The organism is Flavobacterium sp. J372, assembly GCF_024699965.1.
In the GTDB taxonomy this organism is placed as follows: domain Bacteria; phylum Bacteroidota; class Bacteroidia; order Flavobacteriales; family Flavobacteriaceae; genus Flavobacterium.
The window spans coordinates 1740160-1760070 of the sequence record NZ_JAJOMZ010000004.1 but is presented as its reverse complement, the minus strand read 5'-3'; the positions used below and the strand labels follow the sequence as shown (position 1 = coordinate 1760070).

The 19911-nt window shown below is 42.6% G+C and carries 20 protein-coding genes and 2 pseudogenes; 7 read left to right on the top strand and 15 right to left on the bottom strand.

What is annotated here, in order from left to right; all coding sequences use genetic code 11:
• Position 1: 1 nt before the first annotated feature.
• From LRS05_RS08680 to LRS05_RS08670, 3 genes are all read right to left on the bottom strand, one after another.
• On the bottom strand, positions 2 to 796 hold the full coding sequence (locus tag LRS05_RS08680) for an outer membrane protein assembly factor BamD (protein WP_257867960.1): 795 nt from the start codon (positions 794 to 796) through the stop codon (positions 2 to 4).
• Between the two features lie 167 nt (positions 797 to 963).
• Positions 964 to 1845: a 4-hydroxy-tetrahydrodipicolinate synthase gene (gene dapA / locus LRS05_RS08675; RefSeq protein ID WP_257867959.1), complete on the bottom strand. Its 882-nt coding sequence runs from the start codon at positions 1843 to 1845 to the stop codon at positions 964 to 966.
• A 2-nt stretch (positions 1846 to 1847) separates the two neighbouring features.
• Positions 1848 to 2366: a hypothetical protein gene (locus tag LRS05_RS08670; RefSeq protein WP_257867958.1), complete on the bottom strand. Its 519-nt coding sequence runs from the start codon at positions 2364 to 2366 to the stop codon at positions 1848 to 1850.
• A gap of 51 nt (positions 2367 to 2417) precedes the next feature.
• On the opposite strand from LRS05_RS08670, the gene LRS05_RS08665 reads away from it, so the two are divergent.
• Both LRS05_RS08665 and LRS05_RS08660 read left to right on the top strand, forming a co-directional pair.
• Positions 2418 to 3200 carry a 5'-nucleotidase C-terminal domain-containing protein gene (locus LRS05_RS08665; protein ID WP_257867957.1) on the top strand — a complete coding sequence of 261 codons (783 nt, stop codon included), beginning with the start codon at positions 2418 to 2420 and terminating at the stop codon, positions 3198 to 3200.
• Positions 3201 to 3202: 2 nt separating this feature from the next.
• Positions 3203 to 4117 (top strand): bifunctional UDP-sugar hydrolase/5'-nucleotidase, encoded by a 915-nt coding sequence (locus LRS05_RS08660; protein ID WP_257867956.1) that lies wholly within the window; start codon positions 3203 to 3205, stop codon positions 4115 to 4117.
• Positions 4118 to 4141: 24 nt separating this feature from the next.
• On the opposite strand, the gene LRS05_RS08655 is transcribed toward LRS05_RS08660, so the two are convergent.
• Together LRS05_RS08655 and ligA are read right to left on the bottom strand one after the other, a co-directional pair.
• Positions 4142 to 4522: a hypothetical protein gene (locus LRS05_RS08655; RefSeq protein ID WP_257867955.1), complete on the bottom strand. Its 381-nt coding sequence runs from the start codon at positions 4520 to 4522 to the stop codon at positions 4142 to 4144.
• Positions 4509 to 6515, bottom strand: a complete 2007-nt coding sequence (ligA, locus tag LRS05_RS08650; protein WP_257867954.1) for an NAD-dependent DNA ligase LigA — start codon at positions 6513 to 6515, stop codon at positions 4509 to 4511. Before ligA ends, LRS05_RS08655 begins: the two co-directional genes overlap by 14 nt.
• Positions 6516 to 6623: 108 nt before the next feature.
• Between ligA and LRS05_RS08645 the strand changes: the two genes are divergently transcribed.
• Positions 6624 to 7607 (top strand): endo alpha-1,4 polygalactosaminidase, encoded by a 984-nt coding sequence (locus LRS05_RS08645; protein ID WP_257867953.1) that lies wholly within the window; start codon positions 6624 to 6626, stop codon positions 7605 to 7607.
• Between the two features lie 51 nt (positions 7608 to 7658).
• Here LRS05_RS08645 and LRS05_RS08640 read toward each other — a convergent pair whose 3' ends face one another.
• The 4 genes and pseudogenes from LRS05_RS08640 to rpsF form a co-directional block, all read right to left on the bottom strand.
• Positions 7659 to 8126 carry a DUF6495 family protein gene (locus tag LRS05_RS08640; RefSeq protein WP_257867952.1) on the bottom strand — a complete coding sequence of 156 codons (468 nt, stop codon included), beginning with the start codon at positions 8124 to 8126 and terminating at the stop codon, positions 7659 to 7661.
• 244 nt (positions 8127 to 8370) lie between these two features.
• Positions 8371 to 8805 (bottom strand): annotated as a pseudogene (gene rplI / locus LRS05_RS08635) (50S ribosomal protein L9); the annotation flags it as partial.
• 16 nt (positions 8806 to 8821) lie between these two features.
• A complete protein-coding gene (gene rpsR, locus LRS05_RS08630) occupies positions 8822 to 9118 on the bottom strand; it encodes a 30S ribosomal protein S18 (protein WP_257867950.1) in 297 nt (98 codons plus the stop codon).
• A 2-nt stretch (positions 9119 to 9120) separates the two neighbouring features.
• A complete protein-coding gene (gene rpsF, locus LRS05_RS08625; protein WP_257867949.1) occupies positions 9121 to 9462 on the bottom strand; it encodes a 30S ribosomal protein S6 in 342 nt (113 codons plus the stop codon).
• 164 nt (positions 9463 to 9626) lie between these two features.
• Here rpsF and LRS05_RS08620 point away from each other — a divergent pair, with 164 nt between their 5' ends.
• Positions 9627 to 10310 (top strand): LytTR family DNA-binding domain-containing protein, encoded by a 684-nt coding sequence (locus LRS05_RS08620; protein WP_257867948.1) that lies wholly within the window; start codon positions 9627 to 9629, stop codon positions 10308 to 10310.
• A 25-nt stretch (positions 10311 to 10335) separates the two neighbouring features.
• Here the strand turns inward: LRS05_RS08620 and priA are convergent.
• Positions 10336 to 12787, bottom strand: a pseudogene (gene priA / locus LRS05_RS08615) (primosomal protein N').
• A 106-nt stretch (positions 12788 to 12893) separates the two neighbouring features.
• On the opposite strand from priA, the gene LRS05_RS08610 reads away from it, so the two are divergent.
• The gene (locus LRS05_RS08610) at positions 12894 to 13397 is read left to right on the top strand and encodes a hypothetical protein (protein ID WP_257867947.1); all 504 of its coding nucleotides are present in this window, start codon (positions 12894 to 12896) and stop codon (positions 13395 to 13397) included.
• Positions 13398 to 13605: 208 nt separating this feature from the next.
• On the opposite strand, the gene LRS05_RS08605 is transcribed toward LRS05_RS08610, so the two are convergent.
• Genes LRS05_RS08605 through nadC form a run of 3 tightly spaced genes read right to left on the bottom strand, consistent with a single transcriptional unit; the run spans position 13606 to position 15838 of the window.
• The gene (locus LRS05_RS08605) at positions 13606 to 14034 is read right to left on the bottom strand and encodes a DUF2147 domain-containing protein (protein WP_257867946.1); all 429 of its coding nucleotides are present in this window, start codon (positions 14032 to 14034) and stop codon (positions 13606 to 13608) included.
• Positions 14035 to 14056: 22 nt separating this feature from the next.
• The gene (locus LRS05_RS08600; protein ID WP_257867945.1) at positions 14057 to 14980 is read right to left on the bottom strand and encodes a YihY/virulence factor BrkB family protein; all 924 of its coding nucleotides are present in this window, start codon (positions 14978 to 14980) and stop codon (positions 14057 to 14059) included.
• Positions 14981 to 15838 (bottom strand): carboxylating nicotinate-nucleotide diphosphorylase, encoded by an 858-nt coding sequence (nadC, locus tag LRS05_RS08595; protein ID WP_257867944.1) that lies wholly within the window; start codon positions 15836 to 15838, stop codon positions 14981 to 14983.
• A gap of 133 nt (positions 15839 to 15971) precedes the next feature.
• Here nadC and LRS05_RS08590 point away from each other — a divergent pair, with 133 nt between their 5' ends.
• A complete protein-coding gene (locus tag LRS05_RS08590) occupies positions 15972 to 16472 on the top strand; it encodes a hypothetical protein (RefSeq protein WP_257867943.1) in 501 nt (166 codons plus the stop codon).
• Entirely contained in the window at positions 16469 to 17251 is a 783-nt protein-coding gene (locus tag LRS05_RS08585) for a DUF1828 domain-containing protein (protein WP_257867942.1), read from the top strand. The genes LRS05_RS08590 and LRS05_RS08585 overlap by 4 nt, the downstream gene beginning before the upstream one ends.
• A gap of 138 nt (positions 17252 to 17389) precedes the next feature.
• Here LRS05_RS08585 and LRS05_RS08580 read toward each other — a convergent pair whose 3' ends face one another.
• Complete coding sequence (locus LRS05_RS08580; RefSeq protein ID WP_257867941.1) at positions 17390 to 17518, bottom strand: hypothetical protein; 129 nt, start codon at positions 17516 to 17518, stop codon at positions 17390 to 17392.
• 168 nt (positions 17519 to 17686) lie between these two features.
• A complete protein-coding gene (locus LRS05_RS08575; RefSeq protein ID WP_308224865.1) occupies positions 17687 to 19756 on the bottom strand; it encodes a carboxypeptidase-like regulatory domain-containing protein in 2070 nt (689 codons plus the stop codon).
• Positions 19757 to 19911 lie beyond the last annotated feature (155 nt).

The window sequence follows — 19911 nt, the reverse complement described above, 5'->3', positions numbered from 1 at the left end:
ATTATTTAGAAAAATTTTTTAATTCAGTTTCAATCCTTGCCAGCTTTTCGTCGGCGTCTTTTTTATATTTTGTTTCGCTGTTAAACTTCATCAGTGCAGCGTAATTGCTTTTTGCCTGCTGAAGCCTCTCTTCCATTCTTGCCTGCACACTGTTTATAGCCAAATGATATGATGAATCATATTTATAGTACAAGGCATCTTCCTTGTACTTGGTTCCCGGGAAGTCTATTATAAAATTATCAAGCGACTTTATGGCTGCCTTGTAATCCATAATAGTGTTATACTGCTTAGCAATTTCATAGGCCTTTTTCTCAAGCTTTTCACGCAGTTCTTTCATCACCAGGTTAGCCTCACCCATATATTGTGAATTTGGGTATTCGTTTATGAAATTCTGCAGCTTGTCTATAGCTTTGTAAGTATCTGCCTGGTCAAGTGAGTATACAGGAGACAGGTAGTAAAATGACTTAGCCCCAAGAAAAGCAGCCTCTTCACTCTTCTCACTCCGCGGATACTGCGATGAAAATTTTTCCATCTCATATCCTGCCAGATAATATTGCTTTGTTTTATAGTAAGACATTGCAAACATATAAAACAGTTTCTCTGCCTGAGGCTTGCCACGATACGAACTTTGTATCTGCTCAAACAGGCGAATGGCCTTTTCATATTTGCCTTTGTTATACATTTGCTCAGCAACTTCATATTTGAACTTCACTTCTTCAGATTTAAGCGCCTTCTGGTAAGGGCTGCAAGAAGCGAATAGTACTGCAATAAAAAGGATATAAAAATATTTAGCCATGCTCATTTTAAGAAGTTATGCCGTTACAGCAGCGCTGTTTTAAAAGCAACTGCAAATTTAGTTATTAATAAGAGAATACAAAATCTTTTTTTCGTGATGCACACTTCACAAAAAAAGATGCCCGAAAGCATCTTTCTATAAACTTCGTATCCGTAAAAATATTGCAATTACTTACCAATTTGCCTGGTAAAAGATGTAAGCCGGTTATCAAGATCTTCATTTACATTTACCAGTGGCAGCCTCAATGTATCTTCACAAAGGCCAAGCTCACGGAAAACCACTTTGATACCGCCCGGGTTACCCTGCTCAAAAATCATGTCAATGGCATCGGCAATCTGGTAATGTAATTTGTAAGCTTCATCAACCTTACGCTGAAGGCCAAGGCGTACCATGTCACTAAACTGGCGAGGAAAACCTTCGGCAATCACCGAAATAACCCCTGCCCCGCCGGCAAGCACCATCGGCAGTGTGATCATATCATCCCCCGAAATCACAAGGAAACCTTCCGGCTTATGCTGAATGAGCTTCATGGCCTGGACAATGTCACCCGCAGCTTCTTTTATACCAATGATATTTTTAAAATCTTTTGCAAGTCTAATAACTGTTGCAGGAAGCATGTTGCTGGCAGTACGTCCCGGTACATTATAAAGTATTATTGGCAGCGGAGATGCTTCAGCAACCATTTTAAAATGTTGGTAAATACCCTCTTGTGTTGGCTTGTTGTAATATGGTGAAACCGAAAGTATGGCTGTAAAAGCGCTTAGGTCCCGTTCTTTAAGCTCAGCTGCCACCTCAGCAGTGTTGTTACCACCCACACCTAAGACGAGCGGCAGGCGGCCTGCATTGGCTTCAATCACAGTATCAATAACCAGTTGCTTTTCTTGTTTGGTAAGCGTAGCAGATTCAGCTGTTGTACCCAATACAACAAGATAGTCTATACCTCCCTGAACTTGGAAGTCGACAATTTTTTTAAGGGCATCAACATCTACCGAAAAATCTTTTTTAAATGGGGTTATCAGCGCAACGCCTGTACCAATAAGTGACTGCATGGTTATATCTTGTTTAGTATTCCTAAATATTTAATAAGTTCTGAAATGAATTCTTCGTGCTTCTCAGCCACAGTGTTTATCGTAAAGTGGTTCAGCCTTTTGCCTACTGTAGCAAACCCTGCCTTAAATTTTGCCTTGCTTTGCAATGTAGCCCAAACCAGCGGCGCCTTCTCTACATCATAATAGCTTATTAGCATGTCAAAAGGTGAATTTATGAAGGCTGCAACATCTTCTTTAGCGAAAGAACCGTCAGGAGCTATATCCTTACGGGTAAAATGGCAGCAATCCATCACTTCCTTTTTCTTTATCCTGTCTTTAAAACTAAGCGTCTGAATGTTTTCTGCGCGGAAGCCGTTTGCAATGAGGTCGTTTATTAAGGCATCTTTATCAGAAAAATAAGTTTCGTCGATCAAGATTCCGATAGTAGAAATAACGTCCTGGTTAGCAACGGGTTTATAAGAAGCCAGGTTCTTACGGATAATCTTTTTAAGGCTGAAATCTTTAATAAACTTTAAAAACATAGTACCTTTACTGTGGAATTACAAATTTACTTTAAATAAGTGGCTTCACAAATGATAATCTTAAAAAACTGTAACGCCGCATTGCGCACTTTAGTTTTATCTGCCATGCTATTTTCTGCTATGTCATGCAGCACCGGCCTTAAAAACAGCAGGATTGAGGGTAAGAAGCTTCCCATAACGCAGGAATTACCAGCAAAGCAGGAAATTGAAAACGTTATTAAGCCCTATCGTGAACATGTAGATAAAGACCTTTCGGCGGTGCTGGCTTACAGCCCAGAAGCGCTCGACAAAAGTAAGCCAATCCAGAAATGGCAAACCGCTATTGGCAACCTTATGGCCGATATTACTTTTGAGGCTGCAGATAAATTGTTTATGCAGCGCCACCAGAAACACGTAGATGTATGCCTGCTGAACCATGGCGGTATCCGTGCCACTATTCCACAGGGTGATGTGACAACGAGGACAGCCTTTGAAGTTATGCCATTTGAAAACAGCCTGATTATTATTTCGCTGAAGGGCCATCAGATAAAGGAAATTGCTGAATATTTTGCAAAAGAAAAGAAACCTCATCCGCTGGCAGGCATGAGCATAGTAATGAATGCAAACGGTACGGTGAAAGACATAAAAGTACAAGGCCGGAAAGTGGGTGATGATAATATTTACAATGTTGCGACGTCAGATTATCTTTCAAACGGTGGCGACAATATGGAGTTCTTTAAAAAAGGTGTGGCAAGCTATGATATGGACTATAAGCTGCGCAACATCATCATTGATTATTTTAAAGCGGTTGACACCATAAACGCCTCTAAAACCTTACGCATAATTACCGAATAGCCATGAAAAGAAGAGAGTTTATACAGAAAAGTGCAGCGGGTTCGGCATTGGTTTTAGGGGGATTGTCGCTAAGCAGCTTTGACCTTGAGCCTGAAGTAAAAAAGAAAATCACTATACTGCACACCAATGATGTGCACAGCCATATTGACCCTTTTCCTGCCAATGACCCGAAGTATGCCAACCTGGGCGGCGCAGCAAGAAGAGCGGCGCTAATTGACAGCATCCGTAAAGAAAACCCAAATGTACTATTGTTTGATGCAGGTGATGTTTTCCAGGGGACGCCGTACTTTAATTACTATGGTGGGGAGCTGGAGTTTAAGCTCATGAGTATGATGCAGTATGACCTGGCAACTATGGGTAACCATGATTTTGACAATGGCATTGACGGTTTTTATGCACAGCTGCCAAACGCTAAGTTTGATTTTGTTTCTGCCAATTATGATTTTAAAAACACGGTGCTGAACGGTGTTGTAAAGCCCTATAAGATTTTTGTGAAAGACGGGATTAAGATCGGCGTGTTCGGCTTGGGAATTGAACTACAGGGCTTGGTCGATAAAAAACTATATAAGGAAACTGTTTACCTCAACCCGATAGAGATTGCACAAGACATGAGCCGCATCTTAAAGCAGAACGAAAAGTGCGACCTTGTGATATGCCTCTCTCACCTTGGCTTCATCTATGATAATGATAAGCAAAAGATAAGCGACCTCACCCTCGCGCGCACTACCAAGAATATCGATTTAATTATCGGCGGACACACGCACACTTTCTTAACCAAGCCATATATCGCCAAAAACCTTGACGATAAAGAAGTACTGGTAAACCAGGTGGGCTGCTATGGCCTGAACCTCGGCCAGATTGATTTTTATTTTGAAAATGGTGGTTGGTTTGGTAAAGGACGGACAATAGTGGTTTAGCGCTAAAACACTTAGATTTGAAGATTACTTTAATGGTAGCTGCTTAAGAAAATATTTTTTTACACTACGCATTTTACAGTTTGTAATCTTCGCTTCTTCCAAAGCATAAATGAGCCAAATCATTGCCTTCATATATTTATAATCTGTCTCATTATCATTAAATCCAACTTCCCAGACCGAGCCAGAGCCACCCCACATATCTACCGTGTGAAAATTTGCCAAAAACTTCTTTACATCTTTTTCCGACAAGGCTTCAATTAGACCCTGAACAACTTCTGCTTGTGCAGGATGGTCATTTGTAACTAAAATTTCCTTGACAGCAATCAAACATTCCTGAATCTTCTCATTTTTAGAAAGAATAAGCTTAGCATTAGGCTTTCTTTTTAAGACACTAAAGATTCCCATCTAACAACTGTATAAACTCATCCTCACTAATTATCTTTACACCCAGCTGTTTGGCCTTTTCCAATTTAGCAGGGCCCATATTGTCTCCGGCTACAACATAATCTGTCTTTGATGAAATGGAACTCCCAACCTTGCCGCCGTTGTCTTCAATAGCTTTCTTAAGATCATCACGCGAGAATTTCTCAAACACACCCGATACAACAAATGTCTTCCCGGCAAGCTTATCGCTTACGCTGGTATTTGCCTCCGCAGATGTTTCCAACTGCACACCATAGCCTTTCAGCCTGTCAACGAGTTTACGGTTGTCGTCATTGGCAAAGAAATCAACTACGCTTTGCGCGATACGCTCCCCTATCTCGTCAACCATTATCAATTCCATTAACGTAGCATTCGCAAGGTTATCAATCGTCTTGTAATGCTTGGCGAGTTTCTTGGCAACAGTCTCCCCTACATAACGTATTCCCAGCGCATACAATACCCGCTCAAACGGAATGTTCTTTGATGCCTCAATACCGTTTATCAGATTTTCGGCTGATTTATCTGCCATGCGTTCCAGCGGTGTTACCTGCTCTTTTTTGAGTTCGTACAAATCAGCATAATTTTGAATCAATCCTGCATTATACAATAGTGTAACCGTCTCACCGCCCAAGCCTTCAATATCCATTGCCTTGCGTGAGATAAAGTGCTGTATACGGCCTATAACCTGTGGCGGACACTCATAATAATTAGGGCAATAATGTTGTGCCTCGCCCTCTTTGCGTTCTAGGTCATGGAAACATTCCGGACATTTCTCAATATAAACTGTTGGCATGCTCTCAGGATCACGTTTGGTAAAGTCAACTGCAATGATTTTCGGGATGATCTCCCCTCCCTTTTCTACAAAAACCTCATCACCTTCACGCACGTCAAGTTTCTCTATCTGGTCGGCGTTGTGTAGTGATGCACGCTTCACGATAGTACCACCAAGCTGCACCGGCTCAAGGTTGGCAACAGGTGTTATGGCTCCAGTACGGCCCACCTGGTAGGTTATCTTATGCAGTCGGGTAGAAACACGCTCGGCTTTAAATTTATACGCTACAGCCCATCGTGGTGATTTGGCAGTGTAGCCCAGTTCTTCCTGTTGGTGAAGGTCGTTTACCTTGATAACTACACCATCTGTCTCATATGGCAGGTCGTGGCGATGGGTATCCCAATGGTCAATGAATGCGAAAACTTCTTCAATAGAATTTGCAAGCTTCGCCTCTTTCGGTACTTTAAAGCCCCATTGGCGTGCTTTTTCAAGGCCCTCAAACTGGTCTTTCACCGGGAGGTTATTGCCTACGAGAGAGTACAGCAAGCAGTCCAGCGGACGCTTAGCTACCTCACCACTATCCTGAAGTTTCAGGCTGCCCGATGCCGTATTGCGCGGATTGGCGTAAGCTGTACCACCCGCTTCTATAATTTCCTGATTCATTTTGGCAAAACCTTCCAGCGGGAGGATGATTTCACCTCGTATCTCAAATTTTTCAGGATAGTCACCTTTAAGCTTTAACGGTACCGAGCGTATCGTCTTTATATTGGTTGTTACTTCATCTCCCTGGAAACCGTCTCCGCGGGTTACGGCTTTAGCCAACCTACCGTTTTCGTATGTAATGCTTATTGACGCGCCATCATACTTAAGTTCACAGGTGTATGAAACCTTATCTGTCCCAAGGCCACGGTGCACGCGCTTTTCCCACTCCAACACCTCTTCTTTTGAATAGGCATTATCAAGCGAATACATCCTGAACTCATGTTGTATGGTATTGAAATTCTTGGTAATGGCCCCGCCCACACGCTGTGTTGGTGAGTCAGCGTCAAAATATTCGGGGTGCTTTGCCTCGAGTTCCTGCAATTCGCGCAGCTTCATATCAAACTCAAGATCACTTATAGTGGGATTGTCAAGTACGTAATAATTATAGTTATGTTGATTGAGTTCTTCGCGAAGGGAAGTTATCTTTTGAAGGGTATCCATTGGTAATTTGTTAGCCGTGCTAATTTAGCCAAAGTTGCTAAAACTACTATATTTTTGACCAAAGATAATTTTAGGTAAAACTTAGAGTTACTAATAAAAACGATCACCATGAAAAAGTTTTTGGCAATGGCTTGCATAGTAATGCTTACTGCCTGCAACAATAATGATGAAGATGATAACAGCAACAACGGCATTGTTGGCAATTACAGAGATGACATGCGCGAATTTGTCATTGGCATAAGCCAAAAAGCTAAAAGTGTGAGGTCGGGGTTTGCTGTTATTCCTCAGAATGGGATTGAGCTGGTAAGCAGTAATGGTGATGAAGATGGAATGCCGGTTACGACCTATCTTAACGCGGTAGACGGTAACGGGCAGGAAGACCTATTTTTTGGATATGTCAGCGACGACGAGCCTACTCCTGCTGAAGACAATGCCTACCTGCGCGGATTGCTTAATATTAGCAAAAATGCAGGCAAGACAATACTGGTAACGGACTATGTAAGCACACCATATAAAATTACGTCATCATACCAACAGAACCAATCAGCAGGCTATGTGTCTTTTGCGGCTACGGAGCGGGCACTGAATACAATCCCGGCAGGGCAGCCGCACAATGTAAATACCAGTAACATCACATCACTTAGCCAGGCAAAGAATTTTCTCTACCTTATCAATCCTGAGAATTTTGCATCAAAGCAGGCGTTCATTTCTGCGGTGGCAGCTACAAACTATGATGCTTTGATAATGGATTTATTTTTCGAAGGTCAGCAATTTACTCCAGACGAAATACAGCAACTGAAACAAAAGGCTAACGGTGGCACTCGAATGGTTATCTGTTACATGAGTATTGGCGAGGCTGAAAACTATCGTTATTACTGGGAAAGTTCATGGACAACTTCACCCCCGTCATGGTTGGCTGCAGAAAACCCGGATTGGCCCGGCAATTACAAAGTTCGTTACTGGAATGCAGATTGGCAGGGCATCATCTACAAAAACAATGACAGTTACCTTGACAGGATTATAACCACGGGGTTTGATGGGGTATACCTTGATATCATTGATGCGTTTGAGTTCTTTGAAGGGGCTTCTTAGCTGCTGAGCTACGAAGCTCAATGGCTGATTGACCAGTAGCTGAGCAGCTTCCTAAAACATATCTTCAAGCTGGTTATAAAGTGTGCCATCACTCAATATTGCCCCCTGTTGAAGCAGGCTGAAAGCCTCTGCATTACGGTTGGTGCCGAAATCTTTCTTACCGCGTTTCACCTGTACGGCATCTTCAAAAATATTCTCATTAAGCCATTGAAGGCCGCTTTCGGTAAGCAGGTCAATGTGCGGGCCATGGGCATGAATAATGATGCTCTCCATAGTTTCTTTGCCAAGCTTAAACAGGAAGATATGGTTGGTAGAATAATGCTCCATGTATTCAGCTTTATCTAAAACGCCTTCCCATATCAGGTCACTGAATATATCCAGCTCCTGCTCTGCTACTTCAGGCTTTTCAGCTTTAATAGTATCCCATTCTGCTTTATCTATCTGCTGTGATGCCAGGAAGCGTATGAATTCCGGGTGCAGTTCTTCAAGCTGTTCTTTGGTAAGTCTTGTGTATTTCATAGTAAATATTCTCGCAAAGGCGCAGAGACGCAAAGATAGCTAAGCAATATATAAGTTGCTAAGTAAATCTCTTCGATTCGATCTGTTTTACGGCTTAGCGAGACATAAAAAAAAGCCCTCCATTACTGAAGGGCTTCTATATAATATCTCTCAAAAATTAGTTTTCCTGAGTCGTCTCTTCCTGTGCAGGTGCTGCTTCAGCTTGTGGCTTTTCTGCCTGCGGCTTAGCTGCCTGTGGCTGTGCTTCAGCTACAATCTCGTAAGGAAGCTCAACAATAACATCGCGGTGTAGCCTTACGTTTGCAGTATATTTACCTGTACGCTTAACGATACCGCTGTTGATGAACTTCTTCTCAATCGGCTGGCCTGCTTTTTCAAGAGCTTCAGCAATATCAGCATTGGTAACAGAACCGAAAAGTTTGTCGCCACCTGCTTTTGAAGTGATTTTAATGTCTAGTGCCTTAAGCGCTTCAGCAATTTTCTTAGCATCGTCAACAATCTTCTGCTCTTTAAAAGCCCTTTGCTTAAGGTTTTCAGCCAAAACTTTTTTAGCTGAAGGAGTTGCAATCATTGCAAAACCTTGTGGTATTAGGTAGTTACGGCCATATCCGGCTTTCACCGTTACGATATCGTCTTTAAACCCTAAATCCTGTACGTCTTGTTTTAGTATAAGTTCCATAATTATTGCCTCCTTATTATTTTAGTAAATCCGCCACATATGGCATTAACGCTAAGTGACGAGCCCTTTTAACTGCTACAGATACTTTCCTTTGGTATTTCAAAGATGTACCGGTAAGGCGACGAGGAAGGATCTTACCTTGCTCGTTAACAAATTTCAAAAGGAAATCAGGGTCTTTGTAATCTACATACTTGATGCCTGACTTCTTGAAACGGCAATATTTCTTCTGCTTGTTTGTCTCTATGTTCAAAGGCGTAAGATACCTGATATCCCCGTCTTTTTTTCCTTTAGCTGACTGCTCTATAGTTGACATAATTAGTTTGCTTTAGTTTTTAGTTTTTCTCTTCTTCTTTCTGCCCAAGCCACAGCGTGCTTGTCAAGGGCTACAGTAAGGAAACGCATTACGCGCTCATCGCGGCGGAATTCAGTTTCAAAACCGATAAGTACATCGCCCGGTGCTTCAAACTGGAAAAGCGTGTAAAAGCCGCTCTTCTTGTTCTGGATTTCGTAAGCCATTTTCTTAAGGCCCCAGTCTTCTTTAGCTACCATCTTTGCACCCTTTGAAGTAAGATAATCTTCAAACTTACTTACTGTTTCCTTTACCTGGGCTTCAGATAAAACGGGATTCAAGATGAAAACAGTTTCATAGTGATTCATAATAAAAAAATTTATTGTTATAAAAGTGGGTGCAAAAATAGTGATTTATATTTATTATGCAACCCCTAATAATTACATTTTTACTCACCGCAAAAGTGAAACATTTTTTTATATTTGTAAACGTCCGTATCAAACCGAGCCAAATATTACAAACCTTTACTATAATGAAACTGAACTGTGTTGTTGTTGACGATAGCACTATACAAAGAATAACTTTGTCTAAACTTGTGAATGATCATCCGGAACTGAACCTTATAGGTGATTTTTCGAATGCATCTGAAACACGCAACTGCATACTCAACAAAACCGTACACCTGCTTTTTCTTGATATAGAAATGCCGGTACAGACAGGTTTTGACCTTCTTGACGGGCTTAAGACCCGCCCACAGATCGTTTTTGTATCGGCTAAGGCTAACTATGCCTTAAGAGCATTTGACTATGATGCAATCGATTATCTGCAGAAACCGCTAACTCGCGACCGCTTTAATAAAGCCGTACAAAAAGCAATAGACTTTTATACGCTTAAAAAAGACGGCACTGAAGAAGAAGGTGATTTCATCTTTGTGAAAAGCAACCTGAAAAACCTGAAAGTTTACATTAATAAGATACGATGGGTAGAAGCATTTGGCGATTATATAAAGATTATTACCGACAGCAGCAGCCATCTTGTACTTTCAACCATGAAAGATTTTGAGACACAGCTTCCTAAAGAAAAATTCCTTCGAGTACACAAATCTTACATAGTAAACCTTGATAAAGTGCAGCGCTACAACAGTAAAGTTGCCGAAATTGGCACGACTAAAATACCGCTGAGCCGCACTAAAAAGAAGAACTGGCTAAAATGCTGAACAAACCCGGTATGGAGGTTGAAGACTAATAAGGGTCGGCATTTACAGAAACTTTTACTGATTTATACTGAGGAACAGCATCAAAACTGCTTAGTATTTTTACAATTGAATTTTTTACCTGACCTAACTGGCCGCCCTGCGGAATCTTCACCATTATGGTACGAATGAATTCATTGCGAATGCGGCTTATGGCAGGCTCTTCAGGACCCAAAACCGGCACACCCAGATTTTGTGAGAGCACGTTGTAAAGCCACATGGCGCCATCGCGCAGCTTCTCATAATCTTTATGTTTTAATGTTATGCGCACCAAACGGTAGTAAGGCGGATATTTAAAATTATGCCTTTCGTATAATTGCTCGCGGAACATACCATCATAGTCATTTTCAGTAACCTGACGGATAATATTATGCAGCGGATTGTATGTCTGGATGAGCACACGCCCACGAACATCTTTCCGCCCCGCCCTGCCCGCTACCTGTACCATCATTTGGTAAGCGCGCTCAAACGCACGGAAATCGGGCTGGTATAGCATATTATCGGCATTGAGAATCCCTACTAAGTTCACATTGTCAAAATGCAGTCCTTTGGCGAGCATCTGTGTGCCTACCAGTATGTCTATCTCATGGTTTTTGAAAGAATCAATTATCTTTTCATACCCGAACTTCCCGCGGGTAGTATCCTGGGTCCATCCGCCATGAGTTCTTCTCCGGGAACAGCGCTTTCAGTTCCATTTCAATCTGCTCGGTGCCGAAACCTTTGGTGCTCAGGTCGGCCGAATGGCATTTATGACAATGGGTTGGGTTGGCAATGTTATAGCCGCAGTAATGGCACCGCAGCTGGTTTTTATATTTATAATACGTAAGGCTCACATCGCACTGCGGGCATTGCGGCACGTGTCCGCACGTCATGCACTCTACCCACGGCGAATAGCCCCGCCGGTTCTGGAATAAGATTACCTGCTTGCCTGCAGACAGTGTTTCGCCGATAGCCTCAATCATGGTATCACTAAAGTGGCCGTTCATCTGCCTGCGCTTGTACTTCTCTTTCAGGTCGATAAGCACGATCTCGGGCGGGACAACATTACCAAAGCGCTGCTTAAGTTCCGTATAGCCATACTTTCCGCTATTAACATTAAAGTATGTTTCTATTGATGGCGTGGCCGAACCGAGCAGTACTTTTGCCTGATGGAAATTTGCCAGCACAATAGCTGCATCACGGGCATGATAACGCGGTGCAGGGTCCTGCTGCTTAAAAGTTTGCTCGTGTTCTTCGTCTATCACAATCAGTCCGAGATTTTGGAAAGGTAAGAATAAAGCCGACCTCGCCCCTATCACCACCTGGGCTTTACCTGAACCCGACAACACCTGTTGCCAGACCTCAATACGTTCATTATTGGAATACTTAGAATGAAATACCGCAACTTTATTTCCGAAGTAGGCAGTAAGGCGTACCACGAGCTGGGTAGTCAGGGCAATTTCAGGAAGGAGATATAAAACCTGTTTGTCTGACGCCAGGTATTCTTCAATAAGTTTGATGTAAATCTCTGTCTTGCCGCTTGATGTAATGCCGTGCAATAGCGTAACAGGATGTTTCTCAAGATTTCCTTTTACAGAAATGAACGCTTCATGTTGTTTTTTACTCAATGCAAAACCTGCGTCATCCGATTCAGAAAAGCTTACACGATCTTCTTCAATATGATATTCCTCAAAAATGCCTTTATCAGCAAGCGATTTTATTACGGCAGCAGTTGCACCGGATTCAATAAGTTTTTTAACGGTAACAGGCTTTTTTTCCTGAGCCTGCAATTGAAAGTACAACAACACGGTTTCACGTTGCTTTTGCGCCCGGGAAAGTATTTCCATCAACTCTTCTAACTGTTCCTGGTTGCGAAACTCCTCCTGCAGGCGTATGTATTTTACCAGTTTTGGCTTATAGGTTTCCTTTATCTCTTCCTGAAGTGAAATGGCATTTTTTGCCATCAGCCTGTTGATTACCGGCAGCACAGTTTTCTTATTGAGAATAGAAACCACATCCTGAACCTTAAGTGATGATTGCTGCTGCAAGGCTTCGTACACCAGATACTCTTCATCTGAAAGCTGCTGGTCATCACTTTGCCTGAAGTCGGTCAGTGCCGAAATTATTGTCTCGCTTTCCAACAGGTAACCGCTCGGCATTGCGGTTTTGTAGACTTCGCCAATGGTACACATGTAGTACGCTGCTATCCATTCCCAGTGCTTGAGTTGTATTTCTGTTACTTGGGGCGTTTCGTCAAGTATTTGGTGAATGTCTTTCGCCTGGTAAAGTTGTGGCGGCATTTGGTGTAATGAAGTAACCAGCCCTGTGTAAATCTTGTTCTTCCCGAATGGTACTGCAACCCGCATCCCTGTTTTTATGAAGTTATATTCCGCCTCATTCACCGCATAGGTGAACGATTTCGGCAACGCCAGCGGCAGGATAACTTCAATGAAAAACGGCATAGAGCAAAGATAGGGAATTTGTGGATTTGGTTAGTTGGTTATTTGGTGCGAGTTAGAGCTTTGATGGGGTTAGTTTATTTTGTAAGTTAGTCACAAAATATACCTGATGAGACTAATGCTTTTATCATTTATCCTAATAATTCTGTCGGCTTGTGCCGGAAAAACAGATAAAGACTTTTTCGTGTACTCCTCAACCGGCATGAACCATGATTTCTCCGTTAAATATAATTTCCAAGACACACTCTATATGAGCACACGATTTCCTGAAAAGGCAACCTTTTATGCACTTTTAAAGAAAGAAGATCATAGCCGAATTAAAAATCTTATAAAGGAAATTAATTTTGATAAGCACGATTCAGTTTATGAAGATTCAACTTTACGTGATGGCTGGGGATATAAATTTTACAATTATAGAGATGCCAAAGCAAAGTCAATATATGTTTACACCACTACCCCACCAAAAGACCTCGATACTATTGCGAGACAATTTGAACAAATATTGATGCAGCGAAATTTCAACACAATCACCAAAGAAGTTGATTTTGGAAATTTAAATCATATCCTCTTGCCAACACCTCCTCCACCTCCCAGTCGTATAATCATAAATTAAACTATTGCTGAAGTTTAATTTAGGTTCAAAGTTAGAGTGAAGCTATTCCCCTCTTACGGAGGGGTGGCTGAAAGCCGGGGTGTCTTATTTTCTACTAAAACACCCCACCCTGCGGGCACCCCTCTGAAAGAGGGGAATAAAAAAGCACCCTCACGGATGCTCCATACTTCTTAAGCCACTGTAAGCCGTGGCTGCGACTGTAAACCTTTTAGTTAACCCTTGTCCAGGTTTGGGTCCGGCCAAGTAGCGATACGCCAAGGTAGCCGCGTACTTTCAGTTTGTCTTTACCGTCAAGCTTCAGAGTGCAGCTGTACAACTTGCCTTTAGTCGGGTCAAGAATATCACCGTCTGTCCACTCGTTACCATCTTTAGTAAGCCCTTTTATAATAACAAGGCCCTCAACAGGTTTGCCTTTGTCTGCGCCTTCACATTTATCACATTTAGCATTCTTTTTCGCAGGGTTAAGTATTTCTACCACCTTGCCGTAAAGCTTGCCGTTGCTTTCATAAATCTCTACGATAGATTTTGCCTTACCTGTTTCATCATCAATAGTTTTCCACTTACCCGTTACCTGGGCCTGAGCCGAAAACACTCCTGCAACGGCTACAAAAAGGATAGTTAAAAAGTAATTCTTCATAATAGATACCTGTTTAGTTTTGTTAAATATATAAATTTTTTCTTTTTAATTTATGAATAAGCGCATTTAATTCGAAACCTAATAGCAGAATAAAGCAGTTTATCCATATATAAAGCATTAATACAAGTAGCGTGCCAATTGATCCGTACAGCTCATTATACTGCGCAAAACGCACTACCCAGATACCAAAAATATATGACGTTATACCAAACAGTATTGTACTGAAAACCGAGCCATAGCTGAAGAAAGCCGCGCCCTTCGTCTCTTTTGCAGCAAATTTAAACAGTATTGATGTCGTCATTAAAATCATCATTACAAGGAATGCATACCTGCCCACCCTTAGCAAATCGACGTTTTCAAAAAAGCCCCTTTTGTTCAGGCTTTGTATAATTACCTCAAGGGTTACAATCGCTGAAACCGTAACTATAAGCAGCACCGTAAGCATAAGCGATAATACAATGGCCAGCGCATATTGCCTGAAAAACGGACGCTTTATAGTAATGTGCAGGCTACTCTGGAAACCGCTGAGTATGGCGTTCATGCCGTTGCTCATAAGCAATATGGCCAGGAATATACCGAACGACAGGAGGCTGCTGTAACTGGTTTTGGTAATGTCGTCTATGATTTTATAGATGGCATCATAGGTGTTTGGCGGAACATTGTCTTGTATGAAACTCAGTAAGTCTTCACGGAAGCCCGGCACGGGTACATACGGCACAAGGTTCAGTAAAAACAGCGTGAACGGGAACAGCGACATAAAGAAACTGAATGCAATGGCACCCGCGCGGTAACTGAGGTCGCCGTTGATGATGCCCGTAAAATACAGCTCAATCAGGTGGTACAGCGTGAGGCCCTCGCTATACGGCAGGCGTATGCTTTTGCCCAGGCGCACCAGGTGCTTTATTACGGGTATGCGTTCCAGCTTATGTTCCAGCTCTGCCGACATCTAGAAGGCTTTTAGGCTCAGGTCCATGTTGTAAATGCTGTGCGTGAGCGCCCCGCTTGATATGTAATTCACGCCGCACTCGGCATAGTGGCGCATGGTGTCTTCGTTAATCCCGCCGGAAGATTCTGTCTGGCAGTAATCGCCGATGATAGCCACGGCCTCCCGGGTCTCGGCATAGTCGAAATTATCAAGCAATATGCGGTGCACACCGGGATTTGAGATTATCTCGCGAACCTCGTCAAGGTTACGAGCCTCAACGATTATTTTCAGGTCGAGGTGGTTGGCCCTGAGGTATTCATGTGTTTTGGTGATAGCCTGCGTGATTCCGCCGGCAAAGTCGATGTGGTTGTCTTTCAGCATCACCATGTCATACAGGGCAAAACGGTGGTTTTCGCCGCCGCCTATGCGCACCGCCCACTTCTCGAGGGCACGCACGCCGGGGGTTGTCTTGCGGGTATCAAGCACGCCGGTACCGGTGCCGGCCAGTATATCAACATATTTTTTGGTCTTGGTGGCAATGGCGCTCATACGCTGCATGGCGTTGAGCACCAGGCGCTCGCTCTTGAGGATGCTTTGTGACGAACCCGAAACATGAAAGGCTACATCGCCGTATTTTACGGGAGTACCATCCTGCAGGAACACCTCTACCTGAAGGCCCGGGTCTACATAGTTGAACACCTGTTTGGCAAACTCCACTCCGGCTAAAACACCGTTGTCTTTTACCAGGAGCTTGGCTCGGCCGGTAGCATCGTCAGGGATGCAGGCCAGGGATGAGTGGTCGCCGTCGCCTACGTCTTCACGAATGGCATTGGCTATGATGATGTCGAGTTCTTTTTGAAACTGGATGTCAGAGATCATGTAATGTTTGTTTAGGTAAAAGTAGGGAAAAAATTTGAGGAAGAAATATGAGAGCAAATCCTAAAGATAATATTATATATGAAAGGTTTGCCGGAACAATATATTTTCATTCATTTGTATAAAAACTTATTAAATGCTCACCAACGAAGAAGTATCATATCTATTAAGTTTGAATAAGGTATTAAAAGATCCTGAATTTATTATAGATTTAGGCCAAAAGAAAAATAAGGTAGAATTGATAAGTCATGAAGATACAGAGGTTGAGTTTTTAATAGAAATTACTTCAAATAAAAAAATAATATTAAAAACAAGCCTACACCATCATGAAACTAATAATCATATCGGCTTAATTCGCATAGACTTCAAAGGCTCCCATAAAAATCCAGAAGAAATTAAACCGTCGGTTCCTGAGTTCCTGCGCAATTATGTTGGCCAATGGATTAATTTCGATCAACCCCACATGCATATATTTGTAGAAGACTACAGACCTCTTGCATGGGCAATACCCCTTGAAGAAACCACCTTTCCAATAAAAGACATAAAAGATGTAGGTGATTTATTTACATTAATAGATACTTTTGCAAAACACATAAACGTCACATCAAAATTAAATATACAACACGCGATATTTTGAGTTGGATAAACACACATGTCGATTACTATTATAACTGGTTAAGAGAAAAAACGGTTATTCAAGAGGACCATTCCACAGAATGGACCCTGATAAGTACGCCTTTTTTAGGTGCATTTAATGACACAATAGAAATATACGCAAAGAAAAATGGTTCACATCTCACATTAAGTGATAATGGCGAAACAATTTCAAATTTAGAATTGCAAGGTGTGCATATACAAGGTTCAAAAAAAAGACGATATTTAGTTGATGCCATCTTACTTAATTACGGCATTAGAGAAATCAATGACGAATTAATTGTTGAGACTAATTTTGAAAATTTTGCACAATCAAAACACAATCTTTTGTCTGCAATTATTGAAATTAATGACATGTATATTTTATCTAAAAGCAATGTTTCTTCAATTTTTAAGGAAGATGTGAGGAACTACCTAGATGAAATCGGCCTCATATATACACCTGATTTTATTTCTAAAGGTGTGACGGGTTTAGAATTCAATTTTGATTTCCAAATCGCTAAAAGAAATGAAGAGATAGTTCTAAAGTCATTCAATACAGTAAATAAATCAAATCTTTCATCGTTTTTATTTTCTTGGGAAGATATTAAACCAGTCCGAGAAAAAATTACAAAGAAAAATGTAACGGCAATTGCCGTAATTAATGATATTGGAAGAGAGATAAAAACCGAATTTTTAGACGCGTTAAATGCTAAAGAAGCTGACTATATTTTGTGGTCGGAACGTGACAGTGACAGAAACAGAAAACTATTAGTAGCATAATTTTTCCGACATTCCCCCCGCTCCCGCGCGAATCCCTTCGCGTGGCACTTAAATAACACACTCCTAGCGCCTCTAAGATTGCTTCGTGCCTCGCAATGACAGAGAACCTGTTCACTCATCGTTGGCACTTCGACAAGCTCAGTGTGACAGCTTCACTCCTGCTGAAAATCCGCGTTCATCAGCTAAATCCGCGTTATCCCCGCCTGTACCATTCGGGCAGGCGCGTTCCATAAAAGATGTCTCAACTCTGCAGGCTGCGTTCGACATGGAAAAAAGCACTTCGACAAGCTCAGTGTGACAGCTTCACTGAACCTTTAGAAATCTGTTTAAATCTGCTTACTCTAGTTGAATCCCCGCCTGTAACATTCGGGCAGGTGCGCTGCTGAAACCACGTTGCAAATATACGACTATTTTCTTAATTATAAAATTATTTTACTATAAATTGTTCAACTGGTTAGTTGATTTATTATCGCTTATCGTCCAGAAGAAGCCGATGAAAAAGAACCTGTCGGCGGGCTGGGTGATTGGCTGGCGGGCAAATGTACCGTCCGGGCCTGCGTTGTTGGCATAGTTGTAGCCAAAAACATTTTCTGTACCTAACACGTTTGTAACCGACAGAAACAGAATCTTTTGCTGCGTAAGCAGATACGCCCAGCTAAAGCTCAAGTTATTGAAGTTGCGCGTGTGCCCCGCCATAAACTCGCTGCTGTTGGGATTGTTGTACGGCCTTCCCGAATTAAAGGTATGCGTGAGGCTTATCTGCGATTTCCAGTCTTCAACCCAATATTTGCCCACAATCGAAAAGTTGTGCTTTGCAGCAAACGAGGGCGTTACCGTTGTAGGGTAATCCCTGTAATTTCGCTGGGTGTCAATGAACGAATACGAAATCCAGTACTCTAAATTCTTGATGGTTTTGTTGTCGCGCCAGAAAAGGTCGATACCCTTGGCAAAGCCGGTTCCGCCATTGGTAAAATTGTTATACGGAAACGGGCCGTTAGCATCAAACTTCACCAGTTTGTCATAATCTTTGTAATATGCCTCTGCCCTGAACATTTTACCTTCAACATTGTACATGTAATTTAAAATGTAGTGCGCGGTTTTTTCGTGCTCAAAATTCTGGTAGTACTTCAGGTAATCCTGGCGCGGCGTCTGGTAGAAATCGCCATAAGCAAACGAAAACTGGCTGTTGTTGCTAAATTTGTAGGCCAGCGACACGCGAGGCTCAACCGTAGTTTCGCTTATTACCGATGAATTTGACACGCGCAATCCTGCTTTTGCAGCAAAATTCTTCGAGAAGAAAACATCGCCCTCGGCATAGCCCGCTGCAATACGGTTAGTGTAGCCGCTGCTGAACGCAAAACCTGCCTGCTCACGGTAATCTTCATTAAAATCGGTTATGAAATAGTCGCCGCCCACGGCCAGTTTTATGCGGCTTGTAATGCTTTTCCTGAACTTCAGCTTGAGGTGAGAGCTGTGCTCGCCGTTGTCAACCGTGTCGGCATTAAGGTTAATGTCATTTTTGCTGTAGCCGTAGCTGGCGCCCGCGGTCATGCTGAGGCCGGTGCCTATAACTCCGCTGTATGATGCGTTGACGTACAGGTTATCATTGGCGATGTCAACCCGCGTTGGCGTTGGCCTGTTTATATCATCCTGGTACAGGTCGAAATCGCTGTGGTCAAACGCAGCATACGCTTTGAATAGGCCGTTTTCAGTTTTGTAGCGATATACCGTTTCGCCCGAAAATGACTGGTAGGGCTTATTCCATTCCACATTTTGCGGGACAAGCCATTGGTACGGCTGTAAATTAATATACGCCGAATTAAAGCTTAGGGAGCTTTTTTCCCATTTTTGGGTATTACCCAGGCCGAGGCCTACGGTCATGAATGCAATGTCGGTTTGCTCCTGCACGGGTTCGTCAATGGTATTTAGCAGCAGCACGCTGGAAAGCGCCTCACCAAATTCAGCCGAGTAACCACCTGTTGAAAACGTCATCCCGCTGAAAAGAAATGGTGAAAAACGCCCACGGGTTGGCAGGTTGTTGGCCGTAGCACCGTACGGTTGCGCCACACGGATGCCATCGACATAGGTTTGTGTTTCATCACTTTCACCACCACGGACGAAAAGCCTGCCACTCTCCCCTACGGTTTGAGTTCCCGGCAAAGTATTGAGCGCCGCCACGATATCCCCGGCTGAACCGGCAGTTGTTACGATGTCGAGAGGTTTCAGTGCGCTGACCTTAGTATTATCGCCGGCGCTGAAGGTTCCGGCAGAAATTACCACGGCGTCGAGCGTGTTTACATTTTCACGCATCGTGAAATTTTGCGGCTTGTAGTTTTCGACAACTATGTTTTGGCGAAGGTCATCGTAAGCCAAAAATGTTATTACCAGTACCTGTACCCCTTTTTCAGAAGTTTCGAAAGTAAAGTTGCCATCAGCATCGGTTGTTGTGCCGTCATAGGTCCCCTTCAATAAAAACATTGGCGGCAGGCAGCGGCTGTCCGGCATTGTCAAGCACTTTTCCGGAAATTTTTGTCTGGGCCGAAATTGAAATTGTAAAAATGAAAAACAGTAACGTAAAAATTGGTTTCATGTCGGTTGGTTTTATGCCGCAAAGTTGCCTTATGCAAAACTGTTAACAAAAATATAAATACTGAACTGTC

What these genes read in the sequence shown, in the direction of transcription:
- LRS05_RS08680 (WP_257867960.1), bottom strand. Translation starts at nt 796, where the DNA reads ATGGCTAAATATTTTTATATCCTTTTTATTGCAGTACTATTCGCTTCT.
- dapA (WP_257867959.1), bottom strand. Translation starts at nt 1,845, where the DNA reads ATGCAGTCACTTATTGGTACAGGCGTTGCGCTGATAACCCCATTTAAA.
- LRS05_RS08670 (WP_257867958.1), bottom strand. Translation starts at nt 2,366, where the DNA reads ATGTTTTTAAAGTTTATTAAAGATTTCAGCCTTAAAAAGATTATCCGT.
- LRS05_RS08665 (WP_257867957.1), top strand. Translation starts at nt 2,418, where the DNA reads ATGATAATCTTAAAAAACTGTAACGCCGCATTGCGCACTTTAGTTTTA.
- LRS05_RS08660 (WP_257867956.1), top strand. Translation starts at nt 3,203, where the DNA reads ATGAAAAGAAGAGAGTTTATACAGAAAAGTGCAGCGGGTTCGGCATTG.
- LRS05_RS08655 (WP_257867955.1), bottom strand. Translation starts at nt 4,522, where the DNA reads ATGGGAATCTTTAGTGTCTTAAAAAGAAAGCCTAATGCTAAGCTTATT.
- ligA (WP_257867954.1), bottom strand. Translation starts at nt 6,515, where the DNA reads ATGGATACCCTTCAAAAGATAACTTCCCTTCGCGAAGAACTCAATCAA.
- LRS05_RS08645 (WP_257867953.1), top strand. Translation starts at nt 6,624, where the DNA reads ATGAAAAAGTTTTTGGCAATGGCTTGCATAGTAATGCTTACTGCCTGC.
- LRS05_RS08640 (WP_257867952.1), bottom strand. Translation starts at nt 8,126, where the DNA reads ATGAAATACACAAGACTTACCAAAGAACAGCTTGAAGAACTGCACCCG.
- rpsR (WP_257867950.1), bottom strand. Translation starts at nt 9,118, where the DNA reads ATGTCAACTATAGAGCAGTCAGCTAAAGGAAAAAAAGACGGGGATATC.
- rpsF (WP_257867949.1), bottom strand. Translation starts at nt 9,462, where the DNA reads ATGAATCACTATGAAACTGTTTTCATCTTGAATCCCGTTTTATCTGAA.
- LRS05_RS08620 (WP_257867948.1), top strand. Translation starts at nt 9,627, where the DNA reads ATGAAACTGAACTGTGTTGTTGTTGACGATAGCACTATACAAAGAATA.
- LRS05_RS08610 (WP_257867947.1), top strand. Translation starts at nt 12,894, where the DNA reads ATGAGACTAATGCTTTTATCATTTATCCTAATAATTCTGTCGGCTTGT.
- LRS05_RS08605 (WP_257867946.1), bottom strand. Translation starts at nt 14,034, where the DNA reads ATGAAGAATTACTTTTTAACTATCCTTTTTGTAGCCGTTGCAGGAGTG.
- LRS05_RS08600 (WP_257867945.1), bottom strand. Translation starts at nt 14,980, where the DNA reads ATGTCGGCAGAGCTGGAACATAAGCTGGAACGCATACCCGTAATAAAG.
- nadC (WP_257867944.1), bottom strand. Translation starts at nt 15,838, where the DNA reads ATGATCTCTGACATCCAGTTTCAAAAAGAACTCGACATCATCATAGCC.
- LRS05_RS08590 (WP_257867943.1), top strand. Translation starts at nt 15,972, where the DNA reads ATGCTCACCAACGAAGAAGTATCATATCTATTAAGTTTGAATAAGGTA.
- LRS05_RS08580 (WP_257867941.1), bottom strand. Translation starts at nt 17,518, where the DNA reads ATGTCGAACGCAGCCTGCAGAGTTGAGACATCTTTTATGGAACGCGCC.
- LRS05_RS08575 (WP_308224865.1), bottom strand. Translation starts at nt 19,756, where the DNA reads ATGCCGGACAGCCGCTGCCTGCCGCCAATGTTTTTATTGAAGGGGACC.